This is a genomic window from Ruegeria sp. CDSA021, from assembly GCF_059612325.1.
Map to the genome: position 1 here is coordinate 1 of NZ_JBXWQJ010000006.1, position 21,910 is coordinate 21,910.

Annotated in this window: 22 protein-coding genes; 9 read left to right on the plus strand and 13 right to left on the minus strand. The window is 58.8% G+C overall.

The features are described 5' to 3' along the window. Positions 1-926: 926 nt before the first annotated feature. Genes AC2FLD_RS09470 through AC2FLD_RS09480 form a run of 3 tightly spaced genes read right to left on the minus strand, consistent with a single transcriptional unit; the run spans position 927 to position 3,933 of the window. The gene (locus tag AC2FLD_RS09470; RefSeq protein ID WP_496669297.1) at positions 927-1,973 is read right to left on the minus strand and encodes an aldo/keto reductase; all 1,047 of its coding nucleotides are present in this window, start codon (positions 1,971-1,973) and stop codon (positions 927-929) included. A gap of 30 nt (positions 1,974-2,003) precedes the next feature. Then, positions 2,004-2,462, minus strand: coding sequence for a DNA polymerase III subunit chi (locus AC2FLD_RS09475; protein ID WP_496668893.1), 459 nt, complete (start codon positions 2,460-2,462; stop codon positions 2,004-2,006). A 4-nt stretch (positions 2,463-2,466) separates the two neighbouring features. Further along, positions 2,467-3,933, minus strand: a complete 1,467-nt coding sequence (locus AC2FLD_RS09480) for a leucyl aminopeptidase (protein WP_496668895.1) — start codon at positions 3,931-3,933, stop codon at positions 2,467-2,469. A 229-nt stretch (positions 3,934-4,162) separates the two neighbouring features. Here AC2FLD_RS09480 and lptG point away from each other — a divergent pair, with 229 nt between their 5' ends. The 5 genes from lptG to rsmA all read left to right on the plus strand — a co-directional run bounded on the left by lptG (position 4,163) and on the right by rsmA (position 10,552). Beyond that, the gene (gene lptG / locus AC2FLD_RS09485) at positions 4,163-5,263 is read left to right on the plus strand and encodes an LPS export ABC transporter permease LptG (protein WP_496668898.1); all 1,101 of its coding nucleotides are present in this window, start codon (positions 4,163-4,165) and stop codon (positions 5,261-5,263) included. Next, positions 5,263-7,419, plus strand: a complete 2,157-nt coding sequence (locus tag AC2FLD_RS09490; protein WP_496668900.1) for an LPS-assembly protein LptD — start codon at positions 5,263-5,265, stop codon at positions 7,417-7,419. The genes lptG and AC2FLD_RS09490 overlap by 1 nt, the downstream gene beginning before the upstream one ends. Continuing rightward, a complete protein-coding gene (locus tag AC2FLD_RS09495) occupies positions 7,410-8,663 on the plus strand; it encodes a peptidylprolyl isomerase (RefSeq protein ID WP_496668902.1) in 1,254 nt (417 codons plus the stop codon). Before AC2FLD_RS09490 ends, AC2FLD_RS09495 begins: the two co-directional genes overlap by 10 nt. Continuing rightward, positions 8,660-9,625: a 4-hydroxythreonine-4-phosphate dehydrogenase PdxA gene (gene pdxA / locus AC2FLD_RS09500; RefSeq protein ID WP_496668904.1), complete on the plus strand. Its 966-nt coding sequence runs from the start codon at positions 8,660-8,662 to the stop codon at positions 9,623-9,625. Before AC2FLD_RS09495 ends, pdxA begins: the two co-directional genes overlap by 4 nt. An 84-nt stretch (positions 9,626-9,709) precedes the next feature. Further along, positions 9,710-10,552 (plus strand): 16S rRNA (adenine(1518)-N(6)/adenine(1519)-N(6))-dimethyltransferase RsmA, encoded by an 843-nt coding sequence (rsmA, locus tag AC2FLD_RS09505; protein ID WP_496668906.1) that lies wholly within the window; start codon positions 9,710-9,712, stop codon positions 10,550-10,552. Between the two features lie 52 nt (positions 10,553-10,604). Here the strand turns inward: rsmA and AC2FLD_RS09510 are convergent, their stop codons facing one another. The 3 genes from AC2FLD_RS09510 to prfA all read right to left on the minus strand — a co-directional run bounded on the left by AC2FLD_RS09510 (position 10,605) and on the right by prfA (position 13,322). Next, positions 10,605-11,183: a DUF4167 domain-containing protein gene (locus tag AC2FLD_RS09510; protein ID WP_050602236.1), complete on the minus strand. Its 579-nt coding sequence runs from the start codon at positions 11,181-11,183 to the stop codon at positions 10,605-10,607. 241 nt (positions 11,184-11,424) lie between these two features. Next, on the minus strand, positions 11,425-12,270 hold the full coding sequence (prmC, locus tag AC2FLD_RS09515) for a peptide chain release factor N(5)-glutamine methyltransferase (protein ID WP_496668908.1): 846 nt from the start codon (positions 12,268-12,270) through the stop codon (positions 11,425-11,427). Next, the gene (prfA, locus tag AC2FLD_RS09520; RefSeq protein ID WP_496669299.1) at positions 12,267-13,322 is read right to left on the minus strand and encodes a peptide chain release factor 1; all 1,056 of its coding nucleotides are present in this window, start codon (positions 13,320-13,322) and stop codon (positions 12,267-12,269) included. The genes prmC and prfA overlap by 4 nt, the downstream gene beginning before the upstream one ends. A 62-nt stretch (positions 13,323-13,384) precedes the next feature. Here prfA and AC2FLD_RS09525 point away from each other — a divergent pair, with 62 nt between their 5' ends. Then, entirely contained in the window at positions 13,385-13,666 is a 282-nt protein-coding gene (locus AC2FLD_RS09525) for a hypothetical protein (protein WP_050602234.1), read from the plus strand. Positions 13,667-13,681: 15 nt separating this feature from the next. Here the strand turns inward: AC2FLD_RS09525 and AC2FLD_RS09530 are convergent, their stop codons facing one another. The 4 genes from AC2FLD_RS09530 to AC2FLD_RS09545 form a co-directional block, all read right to left on the minus strand. After that, complete coding sequence (locus tag AC2FLD_RS09530) at positions 13,682-14,083, minus strand: DUF1499 domain-containing protein (RefSeq protein WP_496668910.1); 402 nt, start codon at positions 14,081-14,083, stop codon at positions 13,682-13,684. A 66-nt stretch (positions 14,084-14,149) separates the two neighbouring features. Next, entirely contained in the window at positions 14,150-15,097 is a 948-nt protein-coding gene (gene speB, locus AC2FLD_RS09535; protein WP_496668912.1) for an agmatinase, read from the minus strand. Between the two features lie 88 nt (positions 15,098-15,185). Continuing rightward, positions 15,186-16,160, minus strand: a complete 975-nt coding sequence (speB, locus tag AC2FLD_RS09540; RefSeq protein WP_496668914.1) for an agmatinase — start codon at positions 16,158-16,160, stop codon at positions 15,186-15,188. Positions 16,161-16,172: 12 nt separating this feature from the next. Beyond that, a complete protein-coding gene (locus tag AC2FLD_RS09545; protein ID WP_496668916.1) occupies positions 16,173-17,336 on the minus strand; it encodes a M20 aminoacylase family protein in 1,164 nt (387 codons plus the stop codon). Positions 17,337-17,402: 66 nt separating this feature from the next. Between AC2FLD_RS09545 and mazG the strand changes: the two genes are divergently transcribed. From mazG to AC2FLD_RS09560, 3 genes are all read left to right on the plus strand, one after another. Continuing rightward, positions 17,403-18,260: a nucleoside triphosphate pyrophosphohydrolase gene (gene mazG, locus AC2FLD_RS09550; protein ID WP_496668918.1), complete on the plus strand. Its 858-nt coding sequence runs from the start codon at positions 17,403-17,405 to the stop codon at positions 18,258-18,260. 63 nt (positions 18,261-18,323) lie between these two features. Next, the gene (locus AC2FLD_RS09555; RefSeq protein ID WP_496668920.1) at positions 18,324-19,262 is read left to right on the plus strand and encodes a nucleoside hydrolase; all 939 of its coding nucleotides are present in this window, start codon (positions 18,324-18,326) and stop codon (positions 19,260-19,262) included. Continuing rightward, positions 19,259-19,708, plus strand: coding sequence for a GNAT family N-acetyltransferase (locus AC2FLD_RS09560; RefSeq protein WP_496668922.1), 450 nt, complete (start codon positions 19,259-19,261; stop codon positions 19,706-19,708). The genes AC2FLD_RS09555 and AC2FLD_RS09560 overlap by 4 nt, the downstream gene beginning before the upstream one ends. On the opposite strand, the gene AC2FLD_RS09565 is transcribed toward AC2FLD_RS09560, so the two are convergent. The 3 genes from AC2FLD_RS09565 to eno all read right to left on the minus strand — a co-directional run bounded on the left by AC2FLD_RS09565 (position 19,705) and on the right by eno (position 21,876). Further along, positions 19,705-19,869 carry a hypothetical protein gene (locus tag AC2FLD_RS09565; protein WP_496668923.1) on the minus strand — a complete coding sequence of 55 codons (165 nt, stop codon included), beginning with the start codon at positions 19,867-19,869 and terminating at the stop codon, positions 19,705-19,707. The genes AC2FLD_RS09560 and AC2FLD_RS09565 overlap by 4 nt on opposite strands. A gap of 141 nt (positions 19,870-20,010) precedes the next feature. Continuing rightward, on the minus strand, positions 20,011-20,550 hold the full coding sequence (locus AC2FLD_RS09570; protein ID WP_496668925.1) for a GNAT family N-acetyltransferase: 540 nt from the start codon (positions 20,548-20,550) through the stop codon (positions 20,011-20,013). Positions 20,551-20,598: 48 nt separating this feature from the next. Further along, positions 20,599-21,876, minus strand: a complete 1,278-nt coding sequence (gene eno / locus AC2FLD_RS09575) for a phosphopyruvate hydratase (protein ID WP_050602226.1) — start codon at positions 21,874-21,876, stop codon at positions 20,599-20,601. Positions 21,877-21,910: the final 34 nt, after the last annotated feature.

Here is a 21,910-nt window from a genome sequence, read left to right on the forward strand (position 1 = left end):
GTAGTTGTTGCCTCAGCTAATCGGGGTGCTCGCAGTGTCTAAAGCGGACCTTCGCCGCGGGTTCAACAAAAACGGCCAGTCAATGCTAAATTCCTGGCAATTTGCGTCAGATGACCGGCAAGATCCCGAAGCAGTTGCTTGTTAAAAACGGGGCAATATAAGGTGACGAAATAAGTGCCCGCGCTGCCTTTTTCTGGGATGATGGACAACGCGGGCCATAGTCTGGTCATGGGACTGCCCAGACTATCTGGGAAGTGCGGTTAGGCACGGGGGCAACCAGGCTGGTATTGACACTGAGTGACGCCACTATTGTCCAAATTCGTAACCGACTACTTGATCGACGCGACCCTGTCTTAAAAGACAGGATGTAAGCTCAAATACTTTTTACACATCCAGCACGCGATAATTTATATTTTTTCGCGCGCAAAAAACCTTGAATTGTTGTAATTTTGATTCAAGTATTCGAATGCGTGGCAAGTTTGAATTACCTCTGTTGCTCTCGCATCTGCCAGATATGTCTGGTTACCTCCTGGCGGCGCGGTGAGTGGCGTTGCCAGGAGGCATTTATTTGCTAAGCGGGTCATTAAATGAGATCTGGTATTGAGTTGGACAATGAAGGCCTGACCCTTTGCGCGTGTAAGTCAGTATGCCCGCATCGCTGTCGTTCACGATATTTGCACGAACGTTTGCACCGAGCGCATAGCGGAAGTGCTCTGTTGCAAAGGTTTGCAAACGCAGCAAAAGCAAATGAGGGCAAGGGGCGGTCAGGGCCGTTTAAATGTCCTGAATAGCAACCGCTTGATAGCGCATTTTTTGCCTTAATGCTGAGTAATGTACGAGAGCGCCAAAGTTTTTGACCAAAACTGACAAGGCGAGGTGTTGCCGAGAAAAAAGTGCGATCAACGGCTTGGCAGCGCCCCCTTCCCTCAGTACGGCATCGGATGCGCCTTGTGGGCTGCATCCAGCTCAGCCAGCACTTCCTTTGACAACGTCAAATCCGCGTCGGCCAAAACGTGTTCAAGTTGCTCAACCGTGGTCGCACCAAAAATGGACGACATCATGAATGGCCGCGTGCGACACCAGGCCAAGGCCATATGCGTCGGATCCAATCCATGTCGCGCGGCCACTTCCAGATAGGCTGCGACCGCATCAAACACCCGATCAGACTTGCGCCCACCCAATTCAGGCGAAAGCGACATACGCGAGCCGTCGGGCACCGCCCCACGCTGATACTTGCCTGTCAGCAGCCCTGTGCCCAAAGGCGAGAACGCCATAAGGCCGACATCTTCATGCACACACAGTTCGGCCATGTCCGTGTCAAACAGACGGCAGAGCAGCGAATATTCGTTCTGAACCGACGCCACGCGCGGCGCTCCCGCCTTTTCGGCCAAACGCACCCATTGCGCCGTGCCCCAGGCGCTTTCGTTGGACAAACCAAACGCTCGAATGTTGCCTTTGTCGACCTGTGCCTGCAGCGCCTCCAGACAGTCCTGCATATTCTCCAGAACGTCGTCTGTATTGTGCCCGGATGGAGCAAAGTCCCAGTTCTGACGGAACATGTAGCTGCCGCGGTTCGGCCAATGGAACTGATAGAGATCGATGCACTCGGTCTGCAACCGCTTCAGCGACCCTTCAATCGCTTCGGGGATCGTCTTGCCTGTTATCGGCGCACCATCACGCACATAGGACAACCCCTCGCCGGAATGCTTGGTCGCCAGAATGTAGTCCCCCCGCCGCGCTGCATTGGCCGCGTTCCAGTTGCCCAGAATTTCTTCGGTGCGCCCGATCGTTTCTTTCGAGACCGGGTTCACCGGATACATCTCGGCTGCATCCACAAAGTTGATCCCGGCTTCCAAAGCCATGTCCATCTGTCTGTGCGCATCCGCCTGGGATGTCTGAGTGCCGAAGGTCATTGTCCCAAGGCACAGGTCGCTCACCATAATTCCGGTACGGCCCAAGGGCTTCATCTGCATCATCAACTCTCCTGAAAATGGCGTTGCCCGTCAGGCTTCGGCCTTCTTTTCCCACCGCCCGGATACTTCCGACCAGTATTGTGCCGCACATCTTGCAGCGGTCAGCGCTTTCCACTGCCCGCGCGCGTGCTGAACGGCCATGTCGTCATTGCCATCGAACAGAATGCACACCCGCTCCAGCGTGGCGACTTCCTCCGCCTCAACCAGCGCGCCATCCACGATCATCACACAAGTCGCGCCATTGGCAGCGTCAGAGCCAGTGGTCAACAGTATGGGCTGGTCAGCGTCATGGGGGCCACCGTCGCGGCCATGCGGCAGGAACCCGTCTTCGGACCCCAGCCACAGTCTCTCATCCAGCCAGTCCAACCGCGCAGGGTCAGTGCCCCGCACGGCGATCTTCCACCCGGCCAGCCGTGCCTTGTCCAGCAGCACCGGCAAGGTGTGCTCCAGCGGTTGGCGGGTCAGGTGGTAGAAATAGACAGCGCCCATCTGCTTACTCGAAATTGTCCTGCACAAACCGGCTCAGCGCGCGCACGCCCCAGCCGGTGGCGCCTTTGGGCGCATAAGATGTCTCGGACGACACCGAAGCCACACCCGCGATGTCCAGGTGAATCCAGGGGGTCTCTTCTTTGACGAACCGTTGAAGAAACTGCGCGGCGGTAATCGAACCCGCAGGCCGACCACCCACGTTCTTCATATCCGCGATGCGCGATTTCAGCATCTTGTCATAAGCATCGCCCAACGGCATCCGCCACGCGCCTTCATCCTCGGCCTTGGCCGATTTCAGGAAAGCATCACAGAACGTATCGTTGTTCGAAAACACGCCCGCATTCTCATGCCCCAGCCCGATGATGATTGCACCGGTCAGGGTCGCCAGATCGATCATGCCCACGGGCTTGAACCGTTCCTGCGCGTACCACATCACGTCACACAGAACCAAACGACCCTCGGCATCGGTGTTGATGATCTCGACCGTGTCGCCCTTCATCGACTTGACCACATCGCCGGGGCGCGTGGCATTGCCGGATGGCATGTTCTCGACCAACCCAACCAGACCTACGACATTGGCCTTGGCTTTGCGCTTGGCCAGCGCGCGCATGGTACCGGCGACGACACCTGCGCCGCCCATATCCATGGTCATCTCTTCCATGCCGCCCGCAGGTTTCAGCGAGATGCCCCCGGTGTCAAAAACCACACCTTTTCCGACCAAAGCCAGCGGCGCATCGCCGTTCTCTCCGCCTTTCCATTGCATGACGACCACCTTGGAGGGGCTGTCCGAGCCCTGCCCGACACACAGCAATGTACGCATCCCCAACTCGGCCAGTTTGTCCTCGTCCAGAACTTCAACCTCAAGACCCAACTCCTGCATCTCGACCAGACGATCGGCGAAGTCTGTGGTGGTCAAGACATTTGCGGGCTCGTTGGTCAGATCGCGGGTCATCCGCACACCATCCGCGATTGCATAAAGCGGCGCAAATTCCGCCTCAGCCTCGTCAGGTTTCAAATGGCTGATCGTGACGGTTCCGGTGCCTTCGCTTTCCTTGCTTTTGTGCACGTCAAAGTCATAACTGCGCAACGCGATGCCCAAAGCCAGCTCTTCGGTGCGCGCTTGATTACCGGCCATCACAAGCACGTCCTTGCCGTCCGCACGCTTGGCCAGCGCCGCCCCGGCCTTGCGCGCCTCGTCCGCCTCGGGACGGCGCGGCAGCACCAGAATGTACAGCGCCTCGGCCGCCATCCCGGAAGGCCATGCCAGCGAGATCACGTCGCCCGTTTTTACTTTCTCAAATGACTCACTTTCGACCAGCCGTGCTACCGCACCTTTCGTCAGGCGGTTGGCCCGACGGGCCGCAGGGTTCATCTTACCATCAGATGGAATGATGATGGCCACCTGCCCTTCGGCCTGCGCCATCGCATCCAAGTCAAACTCCTGAAAGCGGATCGGTACCAGACTGCTCATTGCAAACTCCTCAAATTCTGTTCCCCAAGACCTAGCCCGCGCTGCACGACTTGACCAGATAGCAGTTTTCCCCGCCCATCAATTGCATTAAGGTCCCGCAAAAATAACCGGCAGGCTCGGGGGAGAAAGACGTGGCACGAAAGGGCAGGCATACGCCGTTGCGCATGACATTCTGCGTACGCGCTATCGGCCTGATCGCCCGTACTGCAAGCCCAGCGGGGGCGTGCCCGTGATCCTCGACCGCTATTTCGCCCGCCGGTTCATGCAGAGTTTTCTGGTCATTGGCGGCATCTTTCTGACCCTGATGATTCTCATCGATCTGATCGAACAGATTCGCCGGTTTGATGATTACGACCTGTCGTTTGGGCAATTGCTGCACCTGACGCTTCTGAACACACCCGCCGCGATCAGCGAAATGCTTCCGCTGTTGGTCATCCTGTCCACCATTGCGCTGTTTGTCGGGCTTGCGCGTACCTCGGAACTGGTGGTGACCCGCGCCATTGGCCGCTCGGGCATCCGCGCACTGGTCGCGCCTGTGCTGCTGGCGCTGGCCATAGGTACGCTGGCCGTCGCCCTGCTGAACCCAATCGCCGCCGCCACTTCGGAAGAGTTCCAGCGGTTGTCCGATTCCTACAAGAACAACGGCAGTTCAGCCTTGTCGATCAGCAGCGAGGGGCTGTGGCTGCGCCAGTCTGCAGAAAACGGTCAGGCCGTGATCCACGCGCGCGGTACTTCAAATGGCGACACGCTGGGACTGGACGATGTGACCGTCATTACCTTTGCCCGCGACGGCAAACCAACCCAGCAAATCATCGCTGACCGGGCCGAGCTGGAGGATGGCAGGTGGATCCTGTCCAACGCCAAAATCTGGCCTATGCAGGACGGGCAGAATCCCGAAGCCTCTGCGGTCGAACATGAACGCCTGGAACTGCCCACTTCGCTGACTCGTCAGCGCATTCTGGACACGCTGGGGCAGCAGGATTCCGTTTCAGTCTATGACCTGCCCCAACTGATCGCGGACCTGCGCGAGGCAGGTTTTTCAACCAAACAATATGAGGTCTGGCTTCAGGTACAGCTGGCCCGGCCTTTCTTTCTGGTCTCGATGGTGCTGATCGGGGCCGCCTTCACCATGCGCCACGTCCGCTTCGGTGGCACCGGGATAGCTGTTCTGACGGCAGTTCTGCTTGGCTTTTCCATATATTTCGTCCGCAACTTTGCGCAAATCCTTGGGGAAAACGGACAATTGCCCACCTATATCGCTGCCTGGGCACCGCCCTTTGCCGCCATTTTGCTCGCTCTCGGCCTGCTGCTTCATGCGGAGGACGGCTGATGCGGCGTATCGTTCCCCTTTTGCTGAGCAGCGCGCTGGCCTTGTCTGTCCCAGCGATCCTTGTGGCCCAGTCTACGCCGGCCCAGCAGCAAGGCGCGCAAGAGCAAAAAGAACCCGCCCTGCTGGTAGCCGACAAGGTATTCATCACACCAGAACGCAAACTGGTGGCCGAAGGCAATGTCGAGGCTTTTCAAGGTGATATCAAGCTTTCTGCGCAACGCATCATCTATGATCGTGAAACCGGTGAGCTGACGCTGGATGGCCCGATCCGTATCGACCAGGGCGGTCAGACCACCCTGCTGGCGGATTCAGGACAGCTCGACAGTGGCATTCAGAACGGTTTACTGATCGGCGCGCGGATGGTCTTTGAACAGCAGGTGCAGATCGCCTCGGTTCAGGCAAAGCGGGCAGCGGGCCGTTATACGCAGTTCAGCAAAGTTTCGGCCACGTCGTGCCATGTCTGTGCCAATGGCAAACCGCCGCTTTGGCAGATTCGGGCCCGCCGCGTCATCCATGACAAACTGGAACGACAGCTGTACTTCGAAGGCGCGCAGCTTCGCGTACGGGACTACCCGGTTTTCTACTTTCCTTATCTGCGCCTGCCCGATCCGACCCTGGACCGCGCGACCGGCTTTCTGGTGCCCTCGATCCGAAGCACCTCGCAGTTGGGGACCGGGGTGCAGGTTCCGTATTTCTTTAAGCTTGGGGACCACAAGGACCTGACGCTGACGCCTTACCTTTCGTCCAAGACGACGACGTTGGGGTATAGATATCGTCAAGCCTTTGTGAACGGTCGCATTCAGGTAGAAGGCGCGTATACGCGCGATGACGTTCAGCCAGATCAGGATCGTGGCTACGTTTTCGCCAACGGTTGGTTCAACCTCAAAAATGACTTCCGACTGACGTTCAACCTTCAGACCACCTCGGACGATGCCTATCTGGTAGACTATGGTCTGCCGGATCTGGACCGTCTGCGCAGCGAAGTCGCGTTGGAGAGGATCAAACGTGATACAGCCTTCAAGACAAGCCTGATCCACTACAAGACGCTGCGCGACAGCGAAAACCAGAATGAAATCCCCTCGCGCGTATTTGACCTGAACTACGAAAAAAGGTTCTTTCCCAATACGGTGGGCGGCGAAGTTCGACTGGCCTTTGTCAGCCACGCCCATGAACGGACCAGCGACGCCGATGTCATAGGCCGAGATATTGCCCGCGCCACGTTCGACGCTGAATGGTTGCGCAGCTGGACCTTTGCCTCGGGCCTGCGGGCGGATGCAACACTGGGGGCGTCGGTCGATACGTTCAACGTGCGGCACGACAGCAATTTCCCCTCGCAGATCACCCGATCGACCCCGAGGGCCGCACTGACACTGCGCTATCCCATGACCCGACGCGAACAATCTGGGGCGGTTCAGTTCCTGGAACCGATCGCCCAGATCGGATGGACGCATGTGTCCGACACCAACGTACCAAATGACGAAAGCACCTTTCAGGAATTCGATCAGGGCAACCTGCTGGCCCTGTCCCGTTTTCCGGCCGAAGACCAGCGCGAAAACGGGACGACCGGGGTGATCGGGCTGAACTGGGCCCGTTATGGCGCGGGCGGTTGGCAGGCTCTTGCCACCGTGGGTCAGGTGTTCAGGGCCGACGCCGATCCGAACTTTACGCTGACCTCAGGGCTTCAAGGTACCACGTCGGATCTGCTGGTGGCTGGGCAGATCAGAACCGCCAACGGTTGGTCGTTGGGCGGGCGTGGCCTGATCGACAGCGATTTCAGCTTTGTCAAAGCGGAACTTCGCGGCGCCTGGGCGAACGAGGTCGCCGGGCTCTCGGGAAGCTATGTCTGGCAGGAACCGGACCCGGCGGAAAACATCGTCGACGAGATCTCGGAAATCTGGCTTCTGGGCCGGTATCAGGTGGACCGGAACTGGCTGACAAATGCCGAAGCCCGCTATGATCTGGGCCAGTCAGAACCCATCCGTCTGGGGCTGGGCGTGACGTACCGGAACGAATGTGTTCAGGTTAACATGTCCGTAAGTCGACGCTTTACTTCAACATCCACTATTGAGCCTTCGACAGAATTCGGCTTTACCCTGTCTCTGACAGGATACTCCGTCGAAGGCGGTGGCAAGACATACAAGAGAACATGCAGTTGATATCAGGTTTCTCCAGGTTTCTTCGTTCCGGTTGGCTAAAACCGGTCGCGCCGGTACTGGCCGCCGCAGTATTTGCTGTTGCCGGTTCGCAGGCCGGGGCACAAAGCCTGTTTTCCCCGGCGATCCGCGTCAATCAGGACATTGTCACCTGGTACGAGCTGGAACAGCGTCTGCAATTCCTGAATGTTCTGGGCCTGCCCGGTGGCAGCGAAGCAGATGTCCGGGACGCCTTGATCGACGCAAAACTGCGCCAGCAGGTGATGCGCGAAGCCGGGGTCGAAGCAACCTCCGAAGCCGTTCAGTTGGGCATCGACGAATTTGCGGCGCGTGGGCAGTTGTCTTCGGAGCAATTCCTGTCGCTCTTGGGCGACGCTGGTGTGGATAAGGAAACCGTTCGCGATTATGTGGCGGATCAGCTGGCCTGGCGCGATTACATCAGCTCTCGCTACCTGTCGCAGGCGCGCCCGACCGAAGACGAGATCGACCGCGCCCTGGGACAGTCCGGCGGTGGTGGTTTGCAGGTGCTGTTGTCCGAGATCATCATTCCGGTAAACCAGCAAACCCTTGCACAGACGGAACTTCTGGCTCAGGAAATCTCGAACCTGGAAGGTCAGGATGCGTTTTCAGCCGCTGCGGCACAGTATTCCGCTGCGGCCACACGCGACCAAGGTGGGCGCCTGGATTGGCTGAACATCACCGACCTGCCTCCGGCCCTTCAACCGGTCATTCTGGGCCTGAAGACCAGCCAAATTACCCAACCCATCACGCTTCCCAACGCCGTTGCCCTGTTTCAGATGCGCGGATTGCGCGAGGTTGCGACCTCTGCGGCGCCAATCTCAAAACTGGACTACGCGATCTACTATATTTCCGGCGGGCGCAGTTCTGATGCCTTGTCACAGGCCGCACGTCTCAAGGAAGAGATCGACACCTGCGATGACCTTTATGGTATCGCCAAGGATCAGCCCCCCGAGGTACTGGAACGCATCGACGCTGCCCCGTCCGAAGTCCCGCGCGACGTAGCGGTCGAATTGGCCAAGCTGGACCGTAACGAGGTGTCGACAAACCTGACTCGCAACAACGGCCAGACGCTGATGTTCCTGATGTTGTGCAACCGTACGCGCAATCTGGGTGAAAACACCTCACGCGCGGATGTGGCCAATGCTTTGGCACAGCAGCGCCTTCAAGCGTTTGCCGAAAGCCTGGTAGAACAACTGCGGGCTGATGCCGTGATCATTCAGGAATGACCCGCCCGATTGCGCTTAGCTGTGGTGAACCGGCCGGGATCGGCCCGGAAATCGCCGCCAAAGCCTGGGCCGAACTGCGTGACACTTGCCCTTTCTTCTATATCGGTGACGCCAGCCACCTGCCTGCCGACACGCCTGTCGCGCAGATTGAACACCCGTCGCAGGCTATTACCCTCTGTGAGAAGGCGCTGCCCGTCCTGCAACTGGATTTCCCGGCCCCCAACGTGCCCGGCCAGCCCGACCCTGCCAATGCGCCCTCGGTGATCGATGCTATCGAAACGGGTGTCGAGCTGGTAAAATCCGGTGATGCCGCAGCACTGTGCACGGCTCCCATCCACAAAAAGGCCCTGATGGATGGCGCTGGGTTCGGCTATCCCGGCCATACCGAGTTTCTCGCCGCCCTCTCTGGCACCCGCCGGGTTGTCATGATGCTGGCAAGCGACCAGTTGCGCGTCGTGCCTGCCACAATACATATTGCCTTGTCGCAAGTTCCGGCGGCCCTGACCCCGGACCTTCTGCGTGACACGATCGAGATCACTGCGCGCGGCCTGCGCGACCAGTTCGGCATCGACACCCCGCGTATCGCCATTGCGGGTCTTAACCCCCATGCGGGCGAAGGGGGTAAAATGGGCGCCGAGGAAGGCGATTGGATTGCCTCGCTTATCGCTGAACTGAACTCGGATGGTGCAACCCTTACGGGCCCTCACCCAGCGGACACTCTGTTCCATGCCGCCGCACGCGCCCGCTATGACGCGGCCATCGCGATGTATCACGATCAGGCGCTGATTCCGATCAAAACGCTGGACTTCGACCGGGGTGTGAACGTGACCCTCGGCCTGCCCTTCATTCGCACCTCGCCGGATCACGGCACCGCACTGGATATCGCGGGAAAAGGCATCGCCGCGCCCACCAGCCTGATCGAGGCCCTGAAACTCGCCCAACGCATGGCACAAAGCTCTTGATCCTTCACCTGGCTGAAAATATCCCCGCCGGAGGCAAAAAATCTCTGGCGCTGCCCCTGCAGCCTGCGCCACGGTAATCGGATCATGAGCGCAATCGACACACTCCCCCCTCTGCGCGAGGTTATCGCAACCCATCAGCTCTCGGCGCGCAAGTCACTGGGTCAGAATTTCCTGCTGGACCTCAACCTGACCGCCAAGATCGCCCGTCAGGCCGGGGATCTCACAGAATGTGATGTGCTTGAAATCGGTCCTGGCCCCGGCGGCCTGACCCGTGGGCTGTTGTCCGAAGGCGCGCGCAAAGTCGTGGCGGTGGAAAAGGACACACGCTGCATCGCTGCCTTGAACGACATCTCCGCCGCCTATCCCGGGCGGCTTGAGGTCATCAACGGCGACGCGCTGGAAATCAATCCGCTTGACCACCTGACACCGCCGGTCCGCATCGCGGCCAACCTGCCCTATAACGTGGGCACCGAACTGCTGGTCCGTTGGCTGACCCCACCTCAATGGCCGCCCTTCTGGCAAAGCCTGACGCTGATGTTCCAACGCGAAGTGGCCGAACGCATCGTCGCCCAACCCGGCAGCAAAGCATTCGGCCGTCTCGCCATCCTTGCCCAATGGCGGGCCGAGGCGCGCATCGCCATGTCATTGCCGCCCGGAGCTTTCACCCCACCACCCAAGGTTTCAAGCGCCGTGGTTCACCTGACCGCCCTGCCCGAACCCCGATATCCTGCTGACGCAGCCACCTTGTCACGGGTCGTCGCTGCCGCTTTCAATCAACGCCGCAAGATGCTGCGTGCCTCATTGAAAAGCGTCGCCCCGGATATCGAAGACCGCCTGCTGGCAGCCGGTATCCAGCCCACGGAACGCGCCGAGCAGGTCCCGCTTGAGGCATTCTGCGCATTGGCACGCGAAGTTCAAAAGACCTGAAAACACAAAAGCCCCGGATCTACCGGGGCTTTTGTTCGAACTGCTTCTTAGCTTATTCAGCCGCTTCCGGCGCGTCCCCATCGGTTTTGGGCGCATCTTCCGCAGCTGGCGCAGGTTTGGGCTTACGCGCCCGTGGTTTGCGCGCAGGTTTTTCTTTTTTCTCAGGCGCCGGGGTCTCGACCCCTTTGCTTTCTGGTGTTTCAACCAAGCCGCTTTCCGGCGCAGCCTCGGGGGGTGCGAAATCCATCACATCCGGCTGTGGAACCTCGGCCGGATCGGCCTGACGGGCGGCTTCGCGTTCCTGACGTTCAGCGCGTTCGCGATCACGTTCTGCCTGGCGTTCGCGGTTCTGCCGCTCCTGCTCTTCCCGGCGGGCGTCCATTTCGCGCTGCGCTTCACTCAGCATACGCAGGTAATGCTCGGCGTGCTGCTGAAAGTTTTCGGCGGCCACACGGTCATTGGACAGTTGCGCGTCACGGGCCAGCTGGTTGTATTTGTCAATGATCTGCTGCGGCGTGCCACGCACCTTGCCCTCGGGGCCCGAGCTGTCAAAAACACGGTTTACGACGTTGCCGCCGGAAGGACGATTGCGGTTATTCTTGGCCCGCGAGCGGGATTTGGAAGATCTCATCTTTCTTTACGTCAGCCTTATCAATTCGCTGTCGAACCACCCGTGTCTTGCACTGCTCTGAGGCGTTTGCCGTGACGGGATCTCGACTATTTTGGGCTTGGCGTCAGGGGTGCGCTGCAACAGCGTCAACCTCGCCGACTAATCCTGAGTAAACATGTCCTGAGCGCGCAGACAAGAGGAATCTCGGGTTTTCACCAGCTTTTTTAGTCGGGGCAGCGCTTTTTGGTCGCAATCCTGCCGATCAACCCGGCATTTTTGCGCCAACCACGCGGTCGCGCCCGTCCAGATCGGGGATCACACAGACATCTACAAGCCCTGCCGCGTCGAACAAAGCGCCAACCTTTTTTGCCTGCGTAGGGCCTATTTCCACAAAAATCCGCCCGCCTGGCATCAGAAAGTCAGGAGCCGACGCGGCGATCCGCCGATAAGCCCCCAACCCGTCGCCTTCATCGGTCAGAGCCATACGCGGTTCGTGCTCTTTCACCTCTGGTGACAGCTCTGCGATCTCATCCACTGAGATATAGGGTGGATTGGAAACAATAAGATCGAATTGACCATCAATGTTCTCGAACCAATCCGAGCGTACAATTTCAACCCGCCCCTGTACCTTATGCTCAACTGCATTGGCACTGGCTTGCAGGCAAGCCGCCTCGCTCACGTCGACCCCGAGACCCGAGGCGCTGGTGCGTTCGGCCAACAACGTGATCAGGATGCAACCCGAACCCACGCCAAGGTCCAGAACGTGATCAAACGGTGCGCTCAGGGCTGCTTCGATTAGGGTTTCGGTTTCGGGGCGTGGGTCCAGCACATCTCGGCTTACCCGAAATCTGCGCCCATAGAACTCGCGTTCGCCCAGCAAATGTGACACTGGCACCCGAATAGCGCGTAGAGAGATCAACTGGTCATAGCGCTCGGCAATCTCGGGCTGCAACTCTTCTGGCGCGATCAGCGTCACCCGACTGGCCTCTATGCGCGCCGCATGGGCCAGAAGCACGCGCGCATCCCGTGCCGGATCGTCCACGCCAGCCGCCCGCAGACGTGCCGTTGCCGCTACCATGGCCTGTGCCGCTGTTTGCAGACCCGTCATTGCGCCATCTCGGCCAATAGTCGCGCCTGATCGTCAGCGGTCAGCGCGTCGATAACCTCGTCCAGATCGCCCTGCATCACCTGATCCAGCTTATAAAGTGTCAGGTTGATCCGGTGATCGGTCATGCGCCCCTGCGGGAAATTGTAAGTGCGAATACGTTCCGAGCGGTCGCCCGAGCCCACCTGACTGGCCCGGTCCGCCGAGCGTTCGCTGTCGATCCGTTGCCGCTCCAGATCATAGAGCCGCGTCTTCAGCACCTGCATGGCGATCTCGCGGTTGCGATGCTGGGATTTCTCGGAACTCGTGACCACCAACCCAGTGGGAAGGTGCGTAATCCGCACCGCCGAGTCGGTGGTGTTCACGTGCTGCCCACCCGCACCCGAGCTGCGCATGGTGTCGATGCGAATGTCATTTGCGTCGATCTGGATGTCCACATCCTCGGCCTCGGGCAGAACCGCCACAGTCGCAGCCGAAGTATGAATCCGCCCACCGCTTTCGGTCTCCGGTACGCGCTGAACCCGATGCACGCCGGATTCGTATTTCATCCGGGCGAAGACATTATCGCCCTTGATATGGGCCACGACCTCTTTGATCCCGCCCAGATCCGATGCCTGTTCCTCGATGATTTCAATCTTCCAACCCCGCGCCTCGGCATAGCGCTGATACATGCGTAGCAGATCGCCTGCGAACAAAGCGGCCTCATCCCCTCCGGTTCCGGGGCGGATTTCCAACATCGCCGGACGCGCATCTGCCGCGTCTTTTGGCAACAAGGCCAGTTGCAGCGCGTGTGCCGCCACAGGAATGCCGGCCTGTAACTGAGGAATTTCTTCCTCGGCCAGCTCTTTCATGTCCGGGTCGGCCAGCATCGCCTCGGCCTCGGCCAGATCAGCGACCAGCTGACGCCAGGCCATGATCTGATCAACCACCGGTTTGAGGTCGGAATATTCCTTGGCCAGCGTCGCAATATCGCCCCCCGACGCGCCATCGGCCATGGCTGCTTCGAGGTATTGAAAACGCTGGGTGATCTGTTCAAGACGTTCTTCGGGGATCATCCCGGCGGTGTCTATCATCCGGGGGCTTTGGTCAAGGGCAACGTCATGCTAAGCTTGCCGTCATGAAACGGATTTTGCTTGTTATGCTGCTGACATCCACGCCGGTTTTCGCCGATTACATCGGCCCAGACGGCAAGACCCGCGATTGCTATTGCACCGACACATCCGGGTCGCGCATCGAACTGGGCGAAATGATTTGCCTGCAGGTCGATGGCCGCATGTTCACCGCGCAATGTCAGATGTCCCTGAACGTGCCCATGTGGCGCGAAGTTCAGGAAGGGTGCCTGTCATCGGGGTTGCAGAGTAAACCTGTTGGTGACGCCGTTCAGGACGAGGCGTCTTAAACCTCAGAGGAACGGTCACATCTGCTCCAACCACCCATCAACCCGAGCTTTGTTGACCCCGAAATCCTTGCGACCGAACCGCAGACGACTGTTGATACGCAGGGTGTTTCCGTCCTGTTGAACCGTGGTGTAGTCGGGAAAGCCGATCCACTTTGTGCGAGTGATATAGGTGATCATGCCCGCGTCCACAGACCCGGCCAGAATCGAAGTGCGCGGCGTGGCACGTATGATCTGGTCAAGCCGATGCAATCCGTCCGGACCGGTTTCGACAACCCGCACCACGCCTCCCGGCAGGTCCTGATCCACGGGTGCGACGGGCGCAACGTTCCATTGGGCGGGGTCCGACGGGGCGAGCCGGATATATACACCCAGCCCGATCACAAGCGCGAACACTGCCCAAAGAACCATCTTTTTCATCCCGCATTATCCTCTTGGAGAAACACTATGCGGATCAAACGCCGGGACAAGTTGCTCCGAACCGGATTACCGCGACGTCACCCCCGGCAGGATGCACAGCATCTCATAGATCAGGTTCGCCGCCGTCAGCGCCGTGTTGCCCGAAGGATCATAGGGCGGCGAGACCTCGACCAGGTCACAGCCCACCACATTCACACCCTGCAACGCTTGGATCAGTTGCAGCGCTTGTGGTGTCGTTAGCCCGGCAATCTCTGGCGTGCCGGTGCCCGGTGCAAATGCCGGATCCAGGCTGTCGATATCGTAAGTGATATAGACCGGATGCTCGCCGATCGTCTTGCGGATCTGCGACCCGATCTGGGTCAGGTTCTGCTGCCACAATTCCCAGACCGGGAACTGGCGGAATCCCCAATCCTTGGCCTCGGTAAAATCCGAGGCCGCATAACCCGAGCCGCGAATGCCGATCTGAAAGGTCTTGTCGGGAACGATCAGCCCCTCTTCGTATGCACGGCGAAAGACGGTGCCGTGGGTTTCCCTTTCACCAAACATCTCGTCATTCACATCCGCATGGGCATCCACATGCACCAGGGCCACCGGCCCGTGCTTTGCCGCAATGGCCCGCAGGATCGGCAAGGTGATCGAATGATCACCCCCCATTGCCACCGGAATCACATTCTTTGCCAGAATCGCATCGTAGCTTTCCTTGATGATCCTCAGACTGTCGGTCAGCGAGAAGGTGTTGATCGCAAGATCCCCAATATCGGCGATCTGCAAACTATCGAACGGGGCTGCTGACGTGGCCATGTTATAAGGTCGGATCATCGCGCTTTCACTGCGGATCTGTTTCGGGCCAAACCGTGTGCCCGAGCGCCACGAGGTGCCGATATCCATCGGAATCCCAAGTACCGCCACGTCCAGCCCCGCCAATGACGCGGCCTGCGGGAGGCGCATAAATGTGTTCGGCCCCGAAAATCGCGCCAGATCATTGCCGCTGATCGGTTGATTGAATTCAGTCATGCGCGTGCCGCCCCATCCTTTTAAATCACGTCTTCCAGCACATACCGGAGGTATGGCTAACCAGAAGTTAACGTGTGCCCCAATCGGTTTACTCTTTTGTCTTTGCCAGCTTATCCCATCCCAGCAAACAGATGATCTGTGTCGCGACATGGGCCCCGGCAATCGCCGTCGCGCCCGAAGTGTCGAAGGGCGGAGAGACCTCGACCACGTCTCCGCCTTTGATATTGATCCCAGCAATGTCGCGCAGGATAATCTGCGCCTGAATCGAACTCAGCCCGCCCCAGACCGGCGTGCCTGTGCCGGGCGCAAAAGCCGGGTCCAGCCCGTCGATGTCAAAGCTCAGGTAAACGGGGTTGTCGCCCAGAATACTCTTGATCTTCTTTGCAACTGCGGCGGGGCCGGTTTCACAGACCTCGCGCGCGTCGATGATGTTGACGCCCAGCGTGTCCTCATTGTGGGTGCGAATGCCGACCTGGACAGAGCGTTTCGGGTCCACAATCCCCGATTTCACCGCCTTGTAGAACATCGTTCCGTGATCGACACGGGACATGTCATCATCGGCCCAAGTGTCTGTATGCGCATCAAATTGCAGCAGTGACATGGGCCCGTATTTTTCCGCATAGGCCTTCAGGATCGGGAAGCTGATATAGTGGTCGCCGCCCAGAGTGACCGAGGCCACATCGGCCGCCAAAATAGTACGGATATGATCGGTCAACGTATCGGGAAAGGCCGGGATATTGGCATAGTCATAGGCCATATCGCCGTAATCCACGATCGCCAGTTCGCTCAGCGGATCATAAGGCCATCCATAGGGCGCGTCAGGCGATTGCAGCGCGCTGGCTTCGCGGATCGCGCGCGGGCCAAGTCGGGTGCCGGGGCGGTTGGTGACAGCCTGATCAAAGGGCACACCCGTCACCGCAATATCCACGCCGCTTAGGTCTTTGGTGTATAGCCGCCGCAGGAACGAGGTCGCCCCACCAAAAGTGTTCTCATAAGACAACCCCTTCAGGTCCGGGTTGGTGAACGCCTCATCCACTTGATTTTTCGCGTCTTCCAGTGCCATTTCTCTACCCCATCAGCCCAACGGCTGCGCCTTTTCCACGATCCGCGCGAAGAACGAGGCCCCCACCGGCGCGATATCGTCGTTGAAATTGTATTTCGGATGATGCAGCCCTGCGCCTTCGCCCTGCCCCAGGAACAGATACGCCCCTGGTCGCGCCTGCAGCATGTATGAAAAATCCTCGGCCCCCATGTCGCGCCCCATAGTGTCGACCACGCGGTCGGGTCCGGACACTTCGCGCGCGACATCGGCGGCAAAAGCGGTTTTTTCAACATCATTGATCGTGGCCGGATAACCTACCTGATAATCCAGCCGCGCCTCTACCCCGTATGACGTCGCCTGCCCCTGAACGATCTGCGCCATCCGCTCCATCACCATCTTCTGAACAGATGGGTCAAAGGTGCGCACAGTGCCGTTCAAATAAGCAGTGTCCGGGATCACGTTGTTAACCGTTCCCGCGTGGATCTGTGTGACCGAGACGACCAGATCATCCACGGCATAGTGGTTTCGGCTGACAATTGTCTGGATCGCCTGTGCAATGCCGCAGGCTGCCATAACGGGATCTTTGGTCTGATGGGGCATCGCCCCGTGCCCCCCGACACCCTGTATATGAATCTCGAACGAATCCACCGCCGCCATGATCGGGCCCGGCGTGGTATAGAAGGCGCCTTCCGGATTTCCAGGATCGTTGTGTATTCCATAGACCTGAGAAATGTCGAACCGGTCCATGATCCCCTCTTCAACCATCACGCCTGCGCCGCCACCTTCTTCCTCGGCAGGCTGAAAGATCAGCGCCACGCGACCCGCGAAGTTTCGCGTTTCGGCCAGATAGCGCGCCGCACCCAGCAGCATCGTGGTGTGACCGTCATGACCGCACGCGTGCATCTTGCCCGGATTTGTCGAGGCATAATCGACACCCGTTTCTTCCGATATCGGCAAGGCATCCATGTCGGCACGCAGGCCGATGGTCGGCCCATCCCCCTGCCCGTTGATGATCGCAATCATTCCGGTCTTGGCGATACCTTCATGCAGCTCATCCACCCCGAATTCGCGCAGACGCTCGGCAACGAATGCGGCTGTCTCATAGCACTCGAACTCCAGTTCAGGGATCGTGTGCAAGTGCTGGCGCCACTTGGCCATATCGGCTGAAAAATCGGCAATTCGGTTGACGACGGGCATCTGGGGTGGACTCCTGATCCTGACTGCGGAATGGATGCATCTGACACCGGAACGAAAGGGTTCGCAATGGCCGAAAATCCTCTGATCCATGACAGCGACGCCGGGATCGAGCGCCTGCTGGAAATCATGCGCCGCCTGCGCGACCCGCAAACCGGCTGCCCTTGGGATGTCGAACAGGATTTCGCCACCATAGCCCCCTACACCATCGAAGAGGCGTATGAGGTCGCCGATGCGATCGAACGCAAGGCCTATGATGAGTTGAAGGGGGAACTGGGCGACCTGCTGTTCCAATCCGTCTTTCACGCGCAAATGGCAGAAGAAGCAGGGCATTTCACCTTTCAGGACGTGGTCCGTACCATGTCGGACAAGATGGTCAGCCGTCATCCCCACGTATTTGGCGACGAATCCCGCGATAAATCAGCCGATCAGCAGACCAGAGACTGGGAAGCGATCAAGGCCGCCGAGCGCGCAGGCAAGGAACAGAAAGGCGCGCTGGACGGTGTCGCGGCGAACCTTCCTGCCCTGCTGCGCGCGCACAAACTGCAAAAACGAGCCGCCCGCGTGGGCTTTGACTGGCCCGATGCCAGTCATGTGCTGGCCAAGATCACCGAAGAAGCGGCAGAACTGGAGGAAGCGCGGGACAAGATGGACGCCGACGCGCTTGAGGACGAATTCGGTGATCTGCTGTTTGTGATGGTCAATCTGGGTCGCCATCTGGGCATCGAGCCCGAAGCCGCCCTGCGCCGCACCAATGCCAAGTTCACCCGCCGCTTTGAACAGGTCGAGGCCCGGCTGGCCGAGCGGGGCAAGACCCCTGCGCAAAGCGATCTTGCTGAGATGGATGCGCTCTGGGATGAGGTTAAAACCGAGGAGCATCGCGCCAACGGCAAACTCCCGCCGGTGGATGCCGCGGCCGATCTGTAAATCGGCTAGACAAGTTGCGCGACACTTGCGAGTGTCCCACCCTTACGCCGCCCGGAGAAGACCATGCCCCGCAAAATCATTATTGACACCGATCCCGGACAGGACGACGCCGTCGCCATCCTTTTGGCCCTGGCCAGCCCGGATGAGATCGAGGTTCTGGGCATCACGGCCGTCGCCGGGAATGTGCCGCTGTCACTGACCGCCAAGAACGCGCGCATCGTCTGCGAACTGGCAGGCCGGACCGATATTCCGGTCTATGCGGGCTGCGACCGCCCGCTGATCCGCAGTCTGGTCACAGCGGAACATGTGCATGGAAAGACCGGGCTGGACGGACCGGACCTGCCCGACCCGCAGATGCCGCTGGCTGACGGGCACGCGGTGGACTTTATCATTCAAACCCTGCGCGCCCAGGCTCCGGGCACCGTGACCCTTTGCCCGTTGGGACCGCTGACCAATATCGCAATGGCGTTCCGCAAGGCCCCTGACATCGTCGATCGGGTGCAGGAAATCGTATTGATGGGTGGTGCTTATTTCGAAGTGGGCAACATCACCCCCACAGCCGAATTCAACATCCACGTCGACCCCGAAGCTGCTGATATCGTTTTCAGATCCGGCAGGCCCATCGTGGTCATGCCGCTGGATGTCACACACAAGGCGCTTGTTACCAAACCCCGCAACGATGCGTTCCGTGCGTTGGGAAACAGTGTCGGCATCGCAGTGGCGGAAATGACCGACTTCTTTGAACGCTTCGACAAGGAAAAATACGGCAGCGCTGGTGCCCCTCTGCATGACCCCTGCGTGACCGCTTACCTGATCCAGCCTGAGTTGTTCTCGGGCCGTCACGTGAATGTCGAGGTTGAGACCCTGTCGGAACTGACCATGGGCATGACCGTAGCCGATTGGTGGGGCGTCACCAACCGCGCACCTAACGCGCTGTTTATCGGCGATCTCGACGCGGACGGTTTCTTTGCCCTACTGACAGAAAGGCTGGCCCGACTATGAGCGCCGCCCTGCGCCTCGCGCGCCCCGAAGATCTTGACCGCCTGATGGCGCTGGTTACTGCGTTTCATGTCGAAGCACGGATCGAACAGGATGCAGATAAGACCAGAAACGCGCTGGTCCCTTTGCTGGAAGGCATCCCCCACGGCTGCGTCTATCTGATCGGACCGGGACGAGCGCCGTTGGGCTATATCATCCTGACCTTCGGCTGGTCCGTCGAATTTGGTGGCATGGACGGCTTCGTGGACGAAATCTATATCCGTCCCGCCGTTCGCGGCCGCGGCATCGCGACCGAGGTTTTGCTGGATCTGCCCAAAGCTCTGGCTGGAGCTGGATTGACGGCACTTCACCTGGAAGTCGACCGCACCAATGAGGCCGCTCAGAAATTGTACCTGCGTACCGGGTTCAGGCCCCGAGACAAGCACATGCTGATGAGCAAGGTGCTTTAACGCGACTCGCCCCGGAAAATATTGGCCGGGTTCATGTCCTGAACCGGATCATTCGTCGATACTTCCTCCCCTGTAAGTGGATAGGTGCCCGGGCCCGCACATGCGGACAGAACTGTAATGGACGCTGCGGTGATTATCAGAAGGAATTTTGATACAGACATCGTAGTCCCCTTTCTGCGATGAAATGAGACTACGGCATTCAGTGTGAGCCCTGTTAGTAACAAGTTCACACATAATTTACTTAAAGTACGAAATTTGTGGTCCAGTCAAAGTGATTAGGGACAATAAATCATTGATTAAATTCAATTATCAGTATTTTTTGATTTATTGAATTTAGTAAGAAACATCTCAAAAAAAAGCAGGTGGTCCCGTGCGATTTCTGGAATCTCAGAGTATGCATCACGCAGTTGAAACCCCAAAGACAGGTATAACCGAGTCGCAGCTTCCAGCGGTTTTCCGGTATCCATTCGGATATGGTCAAAGCCAAGATCCCTGCAGGTTTCGATCAGCGACAGCATAATTGCACGGCCCGCGCCAGTGCCTCTTGCTGCATCCGTCACAAACACCCGCTTTATCTCGGCCACGCCCGGAGCGATTGTGTGAAACATGCCGCAACCAATCGGTTCGTCACCCACAACAGCCAACTTGATCCCACCGCTTGGTGGCGCGTGATCCACCTCGATGGCGTCCATCAAACGGGCGTATTTTTCCCTTGGATAAAAGGTCTGAACGATCTGAACAGATTGCTCATCCAGGGTCAGCAGGAAATCCCTGTAATCCCAACACAAACGCCGAACCGCGTTCAGCTGGTCCGGCGTTTCTGGTTCGATGATGTTTAGCAAGATGTGGCCCCCGGATCATGTCCGAGTGTCAGCCTAGCACCAGATGCTTTATTTGCGAAGGATCGACGCGCCCGCATATTCCGCGACCTCGCCCAGCGATTCCTCGATACGGATCAGCTGGTTGTATTTGGCCAAGCGGTCCGACCGCGCCAGCGATCCGGTTTTGATCTGGCCACAATTCGTCGCCACAGCCAGATCGGCGATGGTGGCATCTTCGGTTTCGCCCGAGCGGTGGGACATTACGTTGGTGTAACGCGCGCGGTGCGCCATGTCGACGGCACGCAGGGTTTCCGTCAGCGAACCAATCTGGTTTACCTTGACCAGCATCGAGTTGGCACAGCCGCGTTCGATCCCTTCGGCCAGACGCGCGGGGTTGGTCACAAACAGGTCGTCCCCCACCAGCTGCACCTTGTCCCCGATGGCGTCGGTCAGGGCTTTCCAACCGTCCCAGTCATCTTCGGACATGCCGTCCTCGATCGAGATAATCGGATAGTCATTGACCAGCGCTGCCAGATAGGCAGCGTTTTCTTCCGAGGTCAGGGTCGTGCCCTCACCCGCCAAAACGTACTTGCCGTCTTTGAAATATTCGGTCGCCGCGCAATCCAGCGCCAGGTGGATTTCCTCACCCGGTTTGTACCCTGCCTTTTCGATGGACTTCAGGATGAAATCCAGCGCTTCACGCGTGCTGGCGATGTTGGGGGCGAAACCACCCTCATCCCCTACACCAGTGGCCAAACCGGCTGCCGACAGTTCCTTCTTGAGTGTATGGAACACTTCGGACCCCATGCGCACGGCCTCGCGGATATTCGCGGCCGAGGTCGGCATGATCATGAATTCCTGAATGTCGATCGGATTGTCGGCATGCTCGCCCCCGTTGATGATGTTCATCATCGGAACCGGCAGAACGCGGGCCGAGGTGCCGCCGACATAGCGATACAGCGGCTGCGTGGTGAAATCCGCCGCCGCCTTGGCCGTCGCCAGCGAAACACCCAGAATGGCATTTGCACCCAGACGGCCCTTGTTCTCGGTTCCGTCCAGCTCGATCATCGCCTGATCGATGGCCACCTGTTCGGTCGCGTCAAAGCCAACCAGTTCTTCGGCGATCTCGCCGTTCACGGCTGCAACGGCTTCCAGAACGCCCTTGCCCATGTAACGCGCCTTGTCGCCGTCACGCTTTTCAACGGCCTCATGCGCGCCTGTGGATGCGCCCGACGGAACCGCCGCGCGGCCCATAGTGCCGTCTTCCAGAATCACGTCGACTTCGACCGTCGGGTTGCCCCGGCTGTCCAGAATTTCGCGTGCGTGGATGTCGATAATGGTGCTCATGAGGCCCGTTCCTATGGCTGCAGTCGGTTGCACG